General features: G+C 38.8%; 17 protein-coding genes. 12 read left to right on the plus strand and 5 right to left on the minus strand.

Annotation, left to right across the window (positions count from 1 at the left end; translation table 11 throughout):
- Positions 1-113 precede the first annotated feature (113 nt).
- The 5 genes from PAN06_RS05115 to PAN06_RS05135 all read left to right on the plus strand — a co-directional run bounded on the left by PAN06_RS05115 (position 114) and on the right by PAN06_RS05135 (position 5495).
- Positions 114-953: a DegV family protein gene (locus PAN06_RS05115; RefSeq protein ID WP_269795767.1), complete on the plus strand. Its 840-nt coding sequence runs from the start codon at positions 114-116 to the stop codon at positions 951-953.
- Between the two features lie 107 nt (positions 954-1060).
- Positions 1061-1336, plus strand: coding sequence for an HU family DNA-binding protein (locus tag PAN06_RS05120; RefSeq protein WP_001284640.1), 276 nt, complete (start codon positions 1061-1063; stop codon positions 1334-1336).
- A gap of 2029 nt (positions 1337-3365) precedes the next feature.
- Complete coding sequence (locus tag PAN06_RS05125; RefSeq protein ID WP_269795768.1) at positions 3366-4007, plus strand: amino acid ABC transporter permease; 642 nt, start codon at positions 3366-3368, stop codon at positions 4005-4007.
- Positions 4008-4016: 9 nt separating this feature from the next.
- Complete coding sequence (locus PAN06_RS05130) at positions 4017-4646, plus strand: amino acid ABC transporter ATP-binding protein (protein ID WP_269795769.1); 630 nt, start codon at positions 4017-4019, stop codon at positions 4644-4646.
- A 9-nt stretch (positions 4647-4655) separates the two neighbouring features.
- Complete coding sequence (locus PAN06_RS05135; RefSeq protein ID WP_269795770.1) at positions 4656-5495, plus strand: amino acid ABC transporter substrate-binding protein; 840 nt, start codon at positions 4656-4658, stop codon at positions 5493-5495.
- Positions 5496-5556: 61 nt separating this feature from the next.
- Here PAN06_RS05135 and lysS read toward each other — a convergent pair whose 3' ends face one another.
- From lysS to PAN06_RS05160, 5 genes are all read right to left on the minus strand, one after another.
- Positions 5557-7047, minus strand: a complete 1491-nt coding sequence (lysS, locus tag PAN06_RS05140; RefSeq protein ID WP_125458016.1) for a lysine--tRNA ligase — start codon at positions 7045-7047, stop codon at positions 5557-5559.
- A gap of 137 nt (positions 7048-7184) precedes the next feature.
- Positions 7185-7802: a histidine phosphatase family protein gene (locus PAN06_RS05145; RefSeq protein WP_125458015.1), complete on the minus strand. Its 618-nt coding sequence runs from the start codon at positions 7800-7802 to the stop codon at positions 7185-7187.
- Positions 7799-8284, minus strand: coding sequence for an aminoacyl-tRNA deacylase (locus tag PAN06_RS05150; RefSeq protein ID WP_078228420.1), 486 nt, complete (start codon positions 8282-8284; stop codon positions 7799-7801). The genes PAN06_RS05145 and PAN06_RS05150 overlap by 4 nt, the downstream gene beginning before the upstream one ends.
- Complete coding sequence (locus PAN06_RS05155) at positions 8284-9126, minus strand: DUF368 domain-containing protein (RefSeq protein ID WP_078238385.1); 843 nt, start codon at positions 9124-9126, stop codon at positions 8284-8286. Before PAN06_RS05155 ends, PAN06_RS05150 begins: the two co-directional genes overlap by 1 nt.
- 94 nt (positions 9127-9220) lie before the next feature.
- Entirely contained in the window at positions 9221-10021 is an 801-nt protein-coding gene (locus PAN06_RS05160) for a glycoside hydrolase family 25 protein (protein WP_120770081.1), read from the minus strand.
- 154 nt (positions 10022-10175) lie between these two features.
- On the opposite strand from PAN06_RS05160, the gene glmU reads away from it, so the two are divergent.
- The 7 genes from glmU to PAN06_RS05195 form a co-directional block, all read left to right on the plus strand.
- Positions 10176-11555: a bifunctional UDP-N-acetylglucosamine diphosphorylase/glucosamine-1-phosphate N-acetyltransferase GlmU gene (glmU, locus tag PAN06_RS05165; RefSeq protein WP_269795771.1), complete on the plus strand. Its 1380-nt coding sequence runs from the start codon at positions 10176-10178 to the stop codon at positions 11553-11555.
- A gap of 9 nt (positions 11556-11564) precedes the next feature.
- Positions 11565-12110 carry an NUDIX hydrolase gene (locus PAN06_RS05170; RefSeq protein ID WP_269795772.1) on the plus strand — a complete coding sequence of 182 codons (546 nt, stop codon included), beginning with the start codon at positions 11565-11567 and terminating at the stop codon, positions 12108-12110.
- A gap of 11 nt (positions 12111-12121) precedes the next feature.
- Positions 12122-12433, plus strand: coding sequence for a cell wall synthase accessory phosphoprotein MacP (macP, locus tag PAN06_RS05175; RefSeq protein ID WP_000517861.1), 312 nt, complete (start codon positions 12122-12124; stop codon positions 12431-12433).
- A 16-nt stretch (positions 12434-12449) separates the two neighbouring features.
- Positions 12450-13142: a 5'-methylthioadenosine/adenosylhomocysteine nucleosidase gene (locus PAN06_RS05180; protein ID WP_004261401.1), complete on the plus strand. Its 693-nt coding sequence runs from the start codon at positions 12450-12452 to the stop codon at positions 13140-13142.
- A gap of 76 nt (positions 13143-13218) precedes the next feature.
- Positions 13219-13710, plus strand: a complete 492-nt coding sequence (gene rocS / locus PAN06_RS05185) for a chromosome segregation protein RocS (protein WP_000021242.1) — start codon at positions 13219-13221, stop codon at positions 13708-13710.
- Between the two features lie 251 nt (positions 13711-13961).
- Positions 13962-14552, plus strand: a complete 591-nt coding sequence (locus PAN06_RS05190; RefSeq protein ID WP_125458013.1) for a 3'-5' exonuclease — start codon at positions 13962-13964, stop codon at positions 14550-14552.
- Between the two features lie 8 nt (positions 14553-14560).
- Positions 14561-15355 (plus strand): glycerophosphoryl diester phosphodiesterase membrane domain-containing protein (locus PAN06_RS05195; protein ID WP_269795773.1); only part of this gene is annotated, 795 nt, incomplete at its 3' end.

Consider the following 15355-nt stretch of genomic DNA (forward strand, 5'->3'; position numbering starts at 1 on the left):
ATATCAAATTTTTAAGGAAAATTTGATTGACTCCATTAGGATTTTTAATCTTTTTTTGATATAATTAAAAGTAAGAAAACCAATCTGAATCCTAAAATAGAAAGATTGATACTATGACAAAAATTAAGATTGTAACCGATTCATCTGTTACTATTGAACCTGAACTAGTAAAACAATTAGATATCACTGTTGTTCCTTTATCTGTAATGATTGATAATGTTGTTTATTCTGATGCGGATTTGAAAGAAGAAGGTAAATTTCTTCAGTTGATGCAAGAAAGTAAGAATCTTCCGAAAACAAGCCAGCCCCCTGTAGGTGTCTTTGCTGAAATTTTTGAAGAACTATGCAAGGATGGTAGCCAGATTCTTGCTATTCATATGTCTCATGCCCTTTCTGGTACTGTAGAAGCGGCACGTCAAGGTGCTAGCTTATCTACTGCCGATGTGACAGTTATTGATAGTTCCTTCACTGACCAAGCCCTGAAATTCCAAGTTGTTGAGGCTGCGAAGTTAGCACAAGAAGGCAAAGAGTTGGAGGAAATCTTATCTCATGTAGAAGAGGTTAAAAACCACACAGAACTCTATATTGGCGTTTCAACTTTGGAAAATTTAGTAAAAGGTGGACGAATTGGCCGTGTAACTGGATTGTTGAGCTCACTTCTCAATATACGTGTTGTCATGCAGATGAAAGACCATGAATTGCAACCAATCGTTAAAGGTCGTGGAGCTAAAACTTTTAAAAAATGGTTGGATGAGCTGACAACGTCGCTCTCTGAACGTTCTGTAGCAGAGATTGGAATTTCATATTCTGGTAGTGCTGATTGGGCTGAAGAGATGAAAGAAAGCTTACAAGCTTATGTTGAAAAACCAATTTCTGTTTTGGAAACGGGTTCCATTATTCAAACTCACACGGGTGAGAATGCTTGGGCTGTTTTAGTACGTTACAACTCCTAAAAAAATAAATAAAATGGGAAGAAATAGCGTTTTTAACTTGACCTAAAAGGGATTTTAGGATATGATTATATTTGTTAATTAGAAATAAAATTGGAGGAATCATTAACATGGCAAACAAACAAGATTTGATCGCTAAAGTAGCAGAAGCTACAGAATTGACTAAGAAAGACTCAGCAGCAGCAGTTGAAGCTGTATTCGCAGCAGTAACTGAGTACCTTGCAGCTGGTGAAAAAGTTCAATTGATCGGTTTTGGTAACTTTGAAGTTCGTGAGCGTGCTGCACGTAAAGGTCGCAACCCACAAACTGGTAAAGAAATCAAGATTGCAGCTTCTAAAGTTCCAGCATTCAAAGCTGGTAAAGCTCTTAAAGACGCTGTTAAATAATCAACCTTTAAAAAGCCTATCATATCAAGCATTTGAGCTTGTGTGACAGGCTTTTTTTATGTACAGGGGGCAAAAAAGGGGCAAAACTATAAATTATCTAGCAAATTGAGGATATTGTCATTCATCTTCTTTGTAACGTGTGTAGATTTTGTTTATTGTCCTAGAATCAGAACGACCTACTCTTGTCATAATTGCTTTTAGAGTTACGCTATTCTGCTTACGAGAGTACGCCTAAAGATGTGGTAGGTGAGGTGTCTATCAATGGATTCTTCAAGTTGTGTATTTGTTTTCAGATTTAAATCTTCAATAGCTTTTACGATTTTTGGCAGTTCCGCTCGTCATGCAGAATTATATTCGATATACTCAAGGTTCACTGTGTAAGCAAGAGACAGGTTTAAGATTAATTTAGATTACTCTGATTTTGACTTTGAAAGATCAAGTTTGATTAGAAAGCGTTGAATGTATTTTATATCGATATAAAGCTCAAATGCCTATTTAAAATCATTCATGCTACTAGTAAGAGAGCTGATATAGCTCCCTTAGACTTTTTTTGGTAAAAAGTCCACCACTCTTCTAAAAAAGTGAAATTTACTTTAATATATAGCTTAGATACTGCAATAAATGGCCATTATGCTACTGTTGTATATGGATATAATGCTGAAAAGTTGAAGAAATTCAAATGTCGACTGAATATGACAGATATAGGATAAGAAGAGAGAGCAAGCGATCCTTTTATCTTTATATTATCGTGATTTCTTAATTTTAATGGATACAGTAGAAAACGAGATTATAGAAGTAAAAAATTGAAAAGCAGTTGGAATTTATTGCTAATCTCTGTAATGATGTAAGTATTAATGATTTACTGAAATAAACAGATTTGGCAAAAATTATGTCTATCTTTACAGAATTTTATGCTCAATTAGTAGGTAATGTAGAGCTAAAAAGGAAGTGATGGCACTTGAGCAAATTTTCAAATGTTTTTATTGTTTTATCAGGCAAGTTAAAGAGGGGCTTCTGGTGTGAGTATTCGTGATTTCATGGAAGGGACTAATGGAGTCCTGGCAACAATTGAAAAAGTGATAAAGAAGAAGTAATCGATTTAGCTGGTTTTGAACTTTAACTTGTCAATGTAGCTATAAGAGAGTATAGTAATGTTAAAAATATGGGGGCTATATGGATAAGCAATTTGTTATACCAGTGAGAGTTGATGAGAGAATTTTAAATAAACTCGATTTTGTATCAATAAAGCTACAATAAGGACAATCAGAAACGATTGGTAAAGGACTAGAGAGGCTCTATAGTGATCTGGGGAGAAAGATGACTGGAAAAGGATTGATTTGGGCACATATTTGATTAGGTGTGGCTATTTCTGCCTTAGCACTCTATACCTAAACGATTATTTATATTTTTAATCATGATATGGAAGAAATTTTTGCAACTTTTATTATGTTGGTAATTTATTCACTATTCTTTCTGTTATTTTTGATATCAGTTGAGAGATTATCTTTATTGGTTTGCGTAGAATTAGCTTATCGTAATTTGCAACGATATAAAAAAATTAAAAAGTCCCTTCTTTTTGATAGTACTTTTACAAATAAAAGTCTTAGTAATATAATAGAGCTATAGAAGGGGAGGTGGAAGAAATGTTTCGAAAAGAAAAAGCACGCAAGCGATTTTGCTTTTGGTTTATTATTTTTATCCTTTATCTTTTTTTTTGATTGTATTGTATTTGTACAAATTTTGGAGATACCTTGGGTATGATTTTACTATCACCTTTTATCTTTGCTTCCCTGCCACTCTACGCCTATCTAATTCTTGGTTTGTTTATCTGGTTTTTTATGAGACTGGCAATGGATGATTTTATGTCTCTTTAGTTAAAGGAAAGCTAAGATCGAGAAAGGACACATTTCGTCCTTTCTTTTTTTGATAGATATATTTTTTCTTTTTAAAGAGAATTTTTTTACAAAATTTCTTGGTTATTTTGTTTATTTATGCTATAATAGGAACAATTATTTTTAGGAGGTGCAGTATGTCTTATTTGTTTGAGATATTACCGAGTTTATTGAGAGGTGCAAGCATGACTTTGCAGGTTTTTGCACTGGTCTTGATTTTTTCTATTCCCTTGGGCGTTTTGATTGCCTTTGCCTTGCAAGTCCATTGGAAGCCCCTCCATCATCTGATTAACATTTACATTTGGATTATGCGGGGAACACCCTTGCTCTTGCAATTAATCTTTATCTATTATGTGCTGCCAAGTATTGGGATTCGTTTGGACCGTCTTCCTGCGGCCATCATCGCCTTTGTTCTCAATTATGCGGCTTACTTTGCTGAAATCTTCCGTGGAGGGATTGATACCATTCCTAAAGGTCAATATGAGGCTGCTAAGGTCTTGAAGTTCAGTCCTTTTGCTACTGTACGCTATATTATCTTGCCCCAAGTGACCAAGATTGTTCTTCCTAGTGTCTTTAATGAAGTCATGAGTTTGGTCAAGGATACCTCTCTGGTCTATGCTCTAGGCATTTCAGACCTTATCTTGGCTAGTCGCACAGCTTCCAACCGTGATGCTAGCCTAGTTCCTATGTTCTTGGCAGGAGCTATTTACTTGATTTTGATTGGTATTGTGACCATTCTTGCAAAAAAAGTTGAGAAGAAGTACAGTTACTATAGATAGGAGGCTGCCATGTTAGAATTACGAAATATCAATAAAGGATTTGGTGAAAAGCAAATTTTGTCCAATTTCAGTCTAAAAATTCCTGAAAAGCAAATCTTGGCTATCGTAGGACCTTCTGGTGGAGGTAAGACAACCCTCTTACGTATGCTTGCAGGTCTTGAAACCATTGATTCAGGGCAAATCTTTTATAATGGAGAATCTTTAGAACTGGATGAACTGGAGAAGCGAAATCTATTGGGATTTGTATTTCAAGATTTTCAACTTTTCCTTCATTTATCAGTTCTAGATAATTTGACTTTATCACCTGTGAAAACTATGGGAATGAAGCAGGAAGAGGCTGAGAAGAAGGCGCGAGGGCTTTTGGAACAGTTAGGACTAGCAGGGCACGCAGATGCCTATCCTTTCTCATTATCTGGTGGGCAAAAGCAGCGTGTGGCCTTGGCGCGTGCTATGATGATTGACCCAGAAATCATTGGCTACGATGAACCAACTTCTGCCCTAGATCCAGAATTGCGCTTGGAAGTGGAAAAACTAATCTTGCAAAATAGGGAACTTGGGATGACGCAGATTGTGGTAACCCACGACTTACAATTCGCTGAAAATATCGCAGACCAGATTCTTAAGGTTGAGCCCAAGTAGGAGGTGCCGATGACTAATAAGAAAATTGCTTTAGTATTGGTTTCTCTCCTGACTCTCTTTTTAACGGCCTGTACTCAGAAAGCTAGTGATCCAAAGCAGGATAACTGGGATAAGTATCAAGAGCAGGGAACCATTACTATTGGTTTTGACAATACCTTTGTACCCATGGGTTTTGAAGAAAAGAATGGCCAATATACAGGCTTTGATATTGACTTAGCACAAGTTGTCTCTGAAAAATTAGGTGTCAAGGTGCAATTTCAGCCAATCGACTGGGATATGAAGGAGACGGAACTGCAAAATGGAACCATAGATGCCATCTGGAATGGATATTCTGCCACTGATGAGCGCCGAGAGAACGTTGCTTTTAGCATTCCTTATATGGAAAATCAGCAGGTTCTGGTTGCTAAGAAAAACCAGCAGATTCATTCAGTAGAGGATATGAAGGATAAGACCTTGGGAGCCCAAGCTGGGTCCTCTGGTTATCTTGACTTTGAGGCCCAGCCAGATTTATTGAAAAATCGTGTCAAAGACCAGAAGGCCAATCAATACCAGAGTTTTAATGAGGCCTTGATTGATTTGAAAAATGACCGTATTGATGCCTTGTTGATTGACCGAGTGTATGCCAATTATTATCTTCAGTCTGAAGGAATATTAAATGACTATAATGTCTTTTCAGCAGGATTTGAGAGTGAATCCTTTGCGGTCGGAGTTAGACCAGCTGATAAAAGATTATTAACAGCATTAAACCAGGCCTTTATCGAACTATACCAAGAAGGAAAGTTCCAGGAAATCAGCCAAAAATGGTTTGGAGAAGATGTGGCAACAAAAGAAGTGAAAAGTAGAGATTGAGTTTTTCCTCAGTCTCTTTTTGTATCGAAAAATCCCCTGACAAGAGTCAGAGGATAAGAGCTTATTTCATTGTTGGGAAGAGCAATACGTCACGGATAGTGGTTGTGTCAGTGAGGAGCATGCAGAGACGGTCGATACCTATTCCTAAACCACCTGTTGGAGGCATACCGTATTCAAGGGCTTCAATGTAGTCGTAGTCGATGCCTGTCGCTTCATCGTCACCAAGTTCTTTGGCTTTGGCTTGGGCTTCGAAACGGCTAAGCTGGTCGATTGGGTCGTTCAACTCAGTAAAGGCATTACCGTACTCCTTAGTCATGATGAAGAGCTCGAAACGGTCAGTAAAGCGTTGGTCTTCAGGATTTTTCTTAGCCAGTGGAGATACAGCTACTGGATGTCCATAAACAAAGGTTGGTTGGATCAAAGTTTCTTCAACAAACTCTTCAAAGAAGGCATTGATAATGTGACCAACTTCAGTGTAGTGTTTCTCAACTGGAACTTTCTTCTCAGCAGCGATAGCTTTGGCTTCCTCGAAAGTCATGTCTTGCCAGAAATCGACACCAGTAATTTCCTTGATAGCATCAACCATGTGAACACGTTTAAATGGTTCATTGATTTTGATTTCAGTACCTTGATAGTTAACTGGGCCATCGCCTTTGACAGCTTTAGCAGCGTGTTGGATAATGCCTTCAGTCAAGTCCATGATGTCTTGGAAGTCTGCATAAGCTTGGTAAACTTCGATAGAAGTAAACTCAGGGTTATGAGTAGCATCCATTCCCTCGTTACGGAAGATACGTCCGATTTCATAGACGCGTTCCATACCACCGACGATAAGGCGTTTCAAGTGAAGTTCAGTCGCGATACGAAGCACCATGTCAATGTTTTGAGCATTGTGGTGGGTGATAAATGGACGGGCAGCAGCACCACCAGCTTCATTGTGAAGAACAGGTGTTTCCACTTCAAGGAAACCTTTTTGATCAAGGTAACGACGGATTTCAGAAATGATTTTTGAACGAGTGACAAAACGCTCAAAACTTTCACGGTTAGAAATCAAGTCAAGGTAACGTTTACGGTAAATTGTTTCAACATCTGTCAAACCGTGGAATTTCTCAGGAAGTGGGCGAAGTGCCTTAGACAAGTGAGTGATGTGAGTAGCTTTGATAGAGAGTTCTCCCATATCTGTACGCATCACTTCACCTTCGACACCAAGGAAGTCACCAAGGTCCGCTTTTTTGAAGATTTCGTAGTTTTCTTCACCGACAGCATCCTTACGAACATAGATCTGGATTTGACCTTCGCGGTCTTGAAGGTGGGCAAAACCTACTTTGCCTTTACCACGTTTGGTTACCAAGCGTCCTGCGATAGTTGCTGTTTCATTTTTATCATGTAATTGTTCTTTATCGAGGTCAGCAAATTTATCTTTTAATTCTTGTGAATTTGCAGTGCGTTCAAAGCGTTTTCCGAAAGGATCGATTCCTTGTTCACGAAGCGCAGCCATTTTTTCACGGCGAACGATCTGCTGGTCATTTAGTTCTTCCATATGTTCTGTTGACATGGGATCCTCCTAGTTTTACTCAAAATTGAATACGATGAGTCATTTTTTGCGATACTCCCATTTTATCATAAATAAGCAAGAAATTCACGGATAATCTTTCAAAACTAAAAAGAACTTGACGCTATAATCAAGTTCTGTTATTGATAGGAAGTATCATTCCAAGTATTGAGAGTAAATGTTTCAAAATCATGGGTTTCTAGAATGGTCAGGCTGGCATTCGCTAGACCGCCATCTTTACGAAGAAGTGGTTCTTTATATCCTAGAAGAGTACGAAGACTGGCAGTAAGATTGGCACCGTGACCGACAATTAGAATACGCTCAGCCGGACTATCTTTTAAGGATTTGATAAATTGGATGGTCCGTTGTGTTGTGCTATAGAGGGATTCGGCTCCAAACATTTGAGTGTCAAATTGAGCAAGATTAGATCGGAAAGCTTTGACTTGTTGTGGGTAAATAGATTCCAAGGTTGCAATTTTCAAACCTTCCAACTTCCCAAGTTGCCATTCACGGAGATTAGGAACACTTTCTAAAGGACAGGGGGTCTGGAGTTGACTTTGGATAATTTCAGCAGATTTGACCGCTCGAGGTAAATCACTTGCATAAATCTGATCGAAAGGAACATCCTTGAGATACTGCCCTAATTGTTTTAGGGTTTCAATGGATTCAGGAAGAAGGGGAGAATCACCACTAGCACCTTGAAAGCGTCCTTCTTGGTTCCAGAGGGTACGACCGTGGCGGACAAAGTAGAGTTTCATTCTTGGCTGCCCTCCAAGATATCTGCAAAGTCGGCCTTTACAAAGCTAGCCAAGTCTTGGGGAGCGACGATAATACTGTGACCAACTTCCCCAGCAGAGACAATCATTTGATCCAAGTCTAGAGCGATCTTATCGATAAAAATGGGATAATTGTGTTTCTGACGAATTCCGACAGGATTATTGGCTCCATGAATGTAACCAGTTGTTTTTTCCAAGTCCTTTTGTGGAATCATGCTCACTTTTTTATTGCCAGAAATTTTGGCTAGTTTCTTTTCAGACAAGTGTTGAGTGATAGGGACAATTCCGATAATCGGTCCTGTTTTATCTCCCAAAAGAGCTAAGGTTTTAAAAATCTGATCTCGTTCATAACCTTGCGGCAGCTCTCCTTCTAGGGCATTGATTTGAATCCCCTGATGTGGGATACCTGCTTTAGACAGGATTTGTTCTACCAATGTTTTTTTGATTTTAACTTTTTTTGCCATTATTTATACTTATCCTCCAATTGGCTCATCCAAATACCAAGCCAGATTCCCAGTGCAAAGAAGAAGGCGATGATGACATAGCCGACAAGTGAAAGACCAGTGTATTGGATACTTTCAGCGTTTCCTGCATTTGGAATCAAAATCAAAAGGGTACTTGATAAGACGATACCGATGATGAAATGATAGACGCGTGAGTGGTAGTTGTTTAAGGCATAATCCATCAATTTTGAAAAAATGATGAGAGTTGCACCTGCCCCGATTCCAATCGGGAAGAAGGTTCCCAAGAGGTCAAAGGTTTTAAAACCAGTCAACATAGGAGCATAGAGACCCAAAATCAAAAGTAGATTTGATGGACTGAGGCCAGGAACTAATACGCCAAGAGCCAGTAGTGCACCAGCTAGGACGAAATTAAGAAAGCTGGCACTTAAGGTTCCAACAACAAAATTTAAGGCATAGAGTCCTAATCCAGAAATGATAAAGGTTGTCCAGAACCAAGCTAAATCAATCTTGTCTCGGTCAGATTCTCGAGTTGATTCCTTGAGGAGGCTAGGAACTGTACCAATGATGGCACCCGCAAAGCTCCATAAGACAAAGACCTGATAATTTTCAAGCAGGTATTCAATCGGGTAGGAAAATAAGCCGATTCCCAGAAGCATACCGATGGCAACGGGAATAAAGTACAAAACATTTTCTTTAAAGTCTTTAAAGGGATGGGCCAGAAAGCCAATCATTCGTTCATAAATTCCTAAGATTGCTGCTAGAACCCCTCCGGAAATTCCTGGTAAGATAAATCCAAGAGCAATGACAATCCCTTTAATAACACGTGCTAACCATGAGAGCATATTGTTCCTCCAACTATTTCTATTTCAAAAAATCCTTACTATATTGTATCACAATCAAACACAAAAAGAAAAAGCAAATGATAAACAAATGCTTTTAAGGTTTTAAAAAGAGTTTTCTAAAGGTTTCTTCTTTATTTTTTAAAGAAGAGATGACGTTGATATCCAAATCGTGGTCAAAGCCAGCAATTTTCCCTTTAGAAGTGTATTGGTGAATATCGTAATCTAAGTCAGTCTTAGGAGTTGCCTCGTAAAATCCTGAGTCAGAACCATAGGAAGGAATCCAAACAGACGTAAACTTGTCAGTATCAATACTGTGTTCTTCCATGAAGTAGACTCCGACGTAGATTCCGATATTTTTAGCACCTAGTGATTCTAGTTTTGCACGAAAGGCTTCAACACCTTCGTTCATATTGGACATGGTTTTTTCTTCCACATCTAGCCAATAGTAGCTAGGGCTGTATGGCGATGCGGAATTATAAAAACTTTCAGCAGCTTTTTCCATTTCTTGGATACTTTTACCTGCCACATAAGCGTAGACACCTACTGGGACATTTCGTTTTTGAAACTCGGTAATATGGTTTTTAAAGGCTTTATCTACCCCATTAACAAAAGAAGCATCATTTTCTTTGGACGTTTGAGCACCACTATGAACACGAACGATGGCTCCAGAAATGTTTTGGGAAAGAGTATCGTAATTAATTTCTTCAGGTCGTTGCCAACCAGAAACATCAATAACTGGTTTATCTATATTATGTAGTGCTTGTGTTTCTACTTGCGCGATATTTGACTTTGTTTTTACAGGATGGTCCTCAAAACGAGGGCGATTTAGGATTAAAATGAAAATCATAATTCCAAAAAAACCAAATAAAATAAGCGGATTAATTTTCTTTCTCATACCTTATAATTTTACCTTAAAAATGAAAAAAAATCAAAAAAAATACTCAAAAAATGGGTTAAGAAAAGACTTTAGAGCATTTTTTCATTCAAGAGCGCGGAATGATTTGAAATATGGTATAATAAAAGGGAATTTCTAGAGAAAAGAGAAGATTATGTCAAATTATGCCATTATTTTAGCAGCGGGTAAAGGGACTCGCATGAAATCTGATTTGCCAAAAGTGTTGCACAAGGTTGCGGGTATTTCTATGCTGGAACATGTTTTCCGTAGTGTGGGAGCTATCCAACCTGAAAAGACAGTCACAGTGGTCGGACACAAGGCGGAATTGGTTGAGGAAGTCTTGGCTGGACAGACAGAATTTGTAACTCAATCTGAACAGTTAGGTACCGGTCATGCAGTTATGATGACAGAGCCTATCTTAGAAGGTTTGTCAGGTCACACCTTGGTTATTGCAGGAGATACTCCTTTAATCACTGGTGAAAGCTTGAAAAACTTGATTGATTTCCACATCAATCATAAAAATGTGGCCACTATCTTGACTGCTGAAACGGATAATCCTTTTGGCTATGGACGAATTGTGCGTAATGACAATGCTGAAGTTCTTCGCATTGTTGAGCAGAAGGATGCTACAGATTTTGAAAAGCAAATTAAGGAAATCAACACTGGAACATATGTCTTTGATAATGAGCGTTTGTTTGAGGCTTTGAAAAATATCAATACCAATAACGCTCAAGGTGAATATTATATTACAGATGTCATTGGGATTTTCCGCGAAGCTGGTGAAAAAGTTGGTGCTTATACTTTGAAAGATTTTGATGAGAGTCTTGGGGTAAATGACCGTGTGGCACTTGCGACAGCTGAGTCAGTTATGCGTCGTCGCATCAATTATCAGCACATGGTCAATGGTGTTAGCTTTGTTAATCCAGAAGCAACTTATATCGATATTGATGTTGAGATTGCTCCGGAAGTTCAAATCGAAGCCAATGTTACCTTGAAGGGGCAAACGAGAATTGGTGCTGAGACTGTTTTGACAAATGGAACTTATGTAGTGGATAGCACTATCGGAGCAGGAGCTGTCATTACCAATTCTATGATTGAGGAAAGCAGTGTTGCAGACGGCGTAACTGTCGGTCCGTATGCCCACATTCGTCCAGGTTCAAGTCTAGGTGCCCAAGTTCATATCGGTAACTTTGTTGAGGTGAAAGGTTCTTCAATCGGTGAAAATACCAAGGCTGGTCATTTGACTTATATCGGAAACTGTGAAGTGGGTAGCAAGGTTAATTTCGGTGCAGGAACCATTACAGTCAACTATGATGGCAAAAACAAATACAAGACAGTCATCGGCAACAATGTCTTTGTTGGTTCAAATTCAACCATTATTGCGCCAGTAGAACTTGGTGATAATTCCCTCGTTGGTGCGGGTTCAACTATTACCAAAGACGTTCCAGCGGATGCTATTGCTATTGGTCGTGGACGTCAGGTCAATAAAGACGAATATGCAACTCGCCTTCCTCACCATCCTAAGAATCAGTAGGAGCTTATCATGGAATTTGAAGAAAAAACGCTTAGCCGAAAAGAAATCTATCAAGGACCAATATTTAAACTGGTCCAAGATCAGGTTGAATTACCAGAAGGCAAAGGAGTTGCCCAACGGGATTTGATTTTCCACAATGGGGCTGTCTGTGTTTTAGCTGTAACGGATGAACAAAAACTCATCTTGGTCAAGCAGTACCGCAAAGCCATCGAGGCTGTCTCTTACGAAATTCCAGCCGGAAAGTTGGAAGTAGGAGAAAACACAGACCCTATAGCAGCAGCCCTGCGTGAATTAGAGGAAGAAACAGCCTATACAGGGAAGTTAGAACTCTTGTACGACTTTTATTCAGCCATTGGCTTTTGTAATGAAAAGTTAAAACTATACCGAGCAAGCGATTTGAAAAAAGTGGAAAATCCGCGTCCGCAGGATGAGGATGAGACCTTGGAAGTTCTTGAAGTGAGCTTAGAAGAAGCCAAGAAATTAATCCAATCAGGTCATATCTGTGACGCGAAGACAATTATGGCTGTTCAGTATTGGGAATTGAACAAAAAATAGAGGAGGTCAGTATGGGTAAACCTTTATTAACGGATGAAATGATTGAAAGGGCTAATAGAGGCGAAAAAATTTCAGGTCCTCCTTTACTTGATGATGAGGAGACAAAAATTTTACCAACCTCTTCTTCCCGTTTTGGTTATGCAAATCCTAAGGATCATGGTTTTAGCCAGGAAACCTTGAAGATTCAGGTCGAACCATCTATTCATAAAAGCCGTCGCATTGAAAATACCAAGAGAAATGTCTTCAATTCTAAGTTGAATAAAATCTTATTCGCTGTCATCTTTCTCTTGATTTTGCTTGTCCTAGCAATGAAACTTTTGTAATAGAAAAGGAATTGAAATGAAAATAGGAATTATTGCGGCTATGCCAGAAGAACTGGCTTATCTGGTCCAGCATTTAGACAATGCCCAGGAGCAAGTTGTTTTAGGCAATACCTATCACACAGGAACCATTGCCTCGCATGAAGTCGTTCTTGTAGAAAGTGGAATTGGTAAGGTCATGTCTGCTATGAGTGTGGCGATTTTGGCTGATCATTTCCAAGTGGATGCTTTGATTAACACGGGATCAGCTGGGGCGGTAGCAGAAGGTATTGCTGTTGGGGATGTTGTGATTGCTGACAAATTAGCCTATCATGATGTGGATGTTACAGCTTTTGGCTATGCTTATGGACAAATGGCACAACAACCGCTTTATTTCGAATCAGATAAAACTTTTATTGCTCAAATCCAAGAGAGTTTATCTCAATTGGACCAGAACTGGCATCTTGGTTTGATTGCTACAGGAGATAGTTTTGTTGCTGGAAATGACAAGATAGAAGCGATTAAGTCCCATTTCCCAGAAGTTTTAGCTGTTGAGATGGAGGGGGCAGCTATTGCTCAGGCAGCGCATGCTCTTGAGCTTCCAGTCTTAGTCATCCGAGCTATGAGTGATAATGCCAACCATGAAGCAAACATCTCTTTTGATGAGTTTATTATCGAAGCTGGACGTCGCTCTGCCCAAGTCTTGTTAGCCTTTTTGAAGGCTTTAGATTAAGCGGAAATTTGACAGTTTTTCTAGCTTATGATAAGATTTAAGTAAAGAAAAGCTAGAAAACGTTTCAGAGGATATTATGAGTATTGAAATGACCGTCAGTGAGATTGCAGAGGTCTTAGGATTATCTCGCCAAGCAATCAATAACCGTGTCAAAGAATTACCAGAAGAAGACACAGATAAAAATGACAAAGGGGTAACAGTCGTTACCAGAAGTGGCTTGATTAAGCTAGAAGAAATCTATAAAAAAACGATTTTTGAAGATGAGCCTGTCAGTGAAGATGTCAAGCAACGTGAACTGATGGAGATTCTGGTTGATGAGAAAAATGCAGAAATTCTTCGTCTTTATGAACAATTAAAAGCCAAGGATCGTCAGTTATCAGAAAAAGACGAGCAGATGCGCATCAAAGACCGTCAGATTGCTGAGAAAGACAAACAACTCGATCAGCAGCAACAATTGACTCTTCAAGCAATGAAGGATCAAGAAAATCTTAAGCTAGAGCTGGACCAAGCAAAAGAAGAAGTCCAATCCACTAAGAAAGGCTTTTTTGCTCGTTTATTTGGAGGATAATCAAGGAGCTGTTTAGGTTAAATGCTAACCTGATGGCTTCTTTTGTTTCTAAATAGTATAGTTGCTCAATTAATACTCAATGAAAATCAAAGAGCAAACTAGGAAACTAGCCGCAGGCTGCTCAAAGCACTGCTTTGAGGTTGTAGATAAGACTGACGAAGTCAGTTACATATATCTACGGCAAGGCGAAGCTGACGCGGTTTGAAGAGATTTTCGAAGAGTATAAAATAACAGTATAGGAGAGGTATAGAATGGAACGATTAGAAGATTACATTGCTTTCGATTTAGAATTTAATCAGCATGAAGGGCAAACATACTTGATTCAAGTATCGGCAGTGCGTTTTAGAGATGGTCAGGAAATCGCTGCCTATGATTCATATGTCCATACTAGTGTGCCTCTAAAGAGTTTTATCAATGGTTTGACTGGGATTACAGCTGAGACCTTAAAAGATGCCCCTCCAGTGGAGAAAGTTATAAAAGATTTCCAAGAGTTTGTGGGTTCTTTACCTATGGTAGGCTACAATGCTGCTAAAAGTGATCTACCTATTTTAGCGGATCATGGTTTAGACTACAGCCTGCAGTATAAGGTGGACTTGTATGATGAAGCCTTTGAACGTCGGAGTTCGGATTTACACGGTATTGCCAATCTCAAATTGCAAACTGTTGCCTCATTTCTTGGATTTCAAGGTCAGTCTCATAATAGCTTAGAGGATGCTCGAATGACGGCGCGTGTTTACGAGTCCTTTCTAGAGTCGGATAAAGCTAGAGAATTGTTAGGGGCAGAAAGTGGCCTATCGAACAATCCTTTTGGAGGCTTGGACTTGTCTCAATTATTTGATTAGGAGTGTCTATGAAACCTGAAAAACCTAAAAATCTAGGTTTTAAGCAGATATACTTTAATCTAGATAAAATACTCTTTCTCTTTTTCTTGACTTTCATGATGATTGAGTTTGTCTGGTTACCATCAAATTCTTGGATTGCTGGACTTTTGCTCCGTCAGACTGGTTATCTCTTTCTATCCTACAACAATATTTTTGCCATTATAACGGGCTCGCCATTTGTTAGTCTTGCTTTATTTATTTTGGTAATCGTTAATTTATTGATCGCCTATTACCAGATAGGACTTCTCTTTATCGGAGCCCGGCACCTCCTCTATCATGAAAAGAGAACTTTGCTAGAGTACAGTCGTAAGGTCTTTCGCCAAAGTTTCTTGTTTATGAAGCAAGTGGCGCTTTCCAAGATAGCCTTTATCTTCTTTTATGTCATGATGCTCTTTCCATTGATTAGAAAGATTTTAAAGATTTACTACCTCAATAAAATTGTCATTCCGGACTTTATCGTTGATTATGTAGAAGACAAGTATTGGCTAGTAGGTATAGTGGTTACTATTCTGACTTTACTGCTATTTTACATTTCAGTGCGCTTGATGTTTGCCCTACCTCAGCTTTTATTTGAGAAAAAAACAGTCAAAGAAGCGGTCAGATACAGTCTAGAGAAGACAAGAAAGCACTCCTGGTTTTATATTTGGAACTTGCTTTGGATTATCGTCAAAACATACCTATTTTTCATTCTTTTATTGATTCCAATCTTGGCAAGTCAGGCACTAATGGATGGTTTGACCCATAAGGAATCTCTTGTACTGGGA

The organism is Streptococcus sp. SM3, from assembly GCF_027497875.1.

What these genes read in the sequence shown, in the direction of transcription:
- PAN06_RS05155 (WP_078238385.1), bottom strand. Translation starts at nt 9,126, where the DNA reads ATGCTCTCATGGTTAGCACGTGTTATTAAAGGGATTGTCATTGCTCTT.
- PAN06_RS05130 (WP_269795769.1), top strand. Translation starts at nt 4,017, where the DNA reads ATGTTAGAATTACGAAATATCAATAAAGGATTTGGTGAAAAGCAAATT.
- glmU (WP_269795771.1), top strand. Translation starts at nt 10,176, where the DNA reads ATGTCAAATTATGCCATTATTTTAGCAGCGGGTAAAGGGACTCGCATG.
- PAN06_RS05190 (WP_125458013.1), top strand. Translation starts at nt 13,962, where the DNA reads ATGGAACGATTAGAAGATTACATTGCTTTCGATTTAGAATTTAATCAG.
- PAN06_RS05125 (WP_269795768.1), top strand. Translation starts at nt 3,366, where the DNA reads ATGTCTTATTTGTTTGAGATATTACCGAGTTTATTGAGAGGTGCAAGC.
- macP (WP_000517861.1), top strand. Translation starts at nt 12,122, where the DNA reads ATGGGTAAACCTTTATTAACGGATGAAATGATTGAAAGGGCTAATAGA.
- PAN06_RS05170 (WP_269795772.1), top strand. Translation starts at nt 11,565, where the DNA reads ATGGAATTTGAAGAAAAAACGCTTAGCCGAAAAGAAATCTATCAAGGA.
- PAN06_RS05120 (WP_001284640.1), top strand. Translation starts at nt 1,061, where the DNA reads ATGGCAAACAAACAAGATTTGATCGCTAAAGTAGCAGAAGCTACAGAA.
- PAN06_RS05115 (WP_269795767.1), top strand. Translation starts at nt 114, where the DNA reads ATGACAAAAATTAAGATTGTAACCGATTCATCTGTTACTATTGAACCT.
- PAN06_RS05160 (WP_120770081.1), bottom strand. Translation starts at nt 10,021, where the DNA reads ATGAGAAAGAAAATTAATCCGCTTATTTTATTTGGTTTTTTTGGAATT.
- PAN06_RS05180 (WP_004261401.1), top strand. Translation starts at nt 12,450, where the DNA reads ATGAAAATAGGAATTATTGCGGCTATGCCAGAAGAACTGGCTTATCTG.
- rocS (WP_000021242.1), top strand. Translation starts at nt 13,219, where the DNA reads ATGAGTATTGAAATGACCGTCAGTGAGATTGCAGAGGTCTTAGGATTA.
- lysS (WP_125458016.1), bottom strand. Translation starts at nt 7,047, where the DNA reads ATGTCAACAGAACATATGGAAGAACTAAATGACCAGCAGATCGTTCGC.
- PAN06_RS05150 (WP_078228420.1), bottom strand. Translation starts at nt 8,284, where the DNA reads ATGGCAAAAAAAGTTAAAATCAAAAAAACATTGGTAGAACAAATCCTG.
- PAN06_RS05135 (WP_269795770.1), top strand. Translation starts at nt 4,656, where the DNA reads ATGACTAATAAGAAAATTGCTTTAGTATTGGTTTCTCTCCTGACTCTC.
- PAN06_RS05145 (WP_125458015.1), bottom strand. Translation starts at nt 7,802, where the DNA reads ATGAAACTCTACTTTGTCCGCCACGGTCGTACCCTCTGGAACCAAGAA.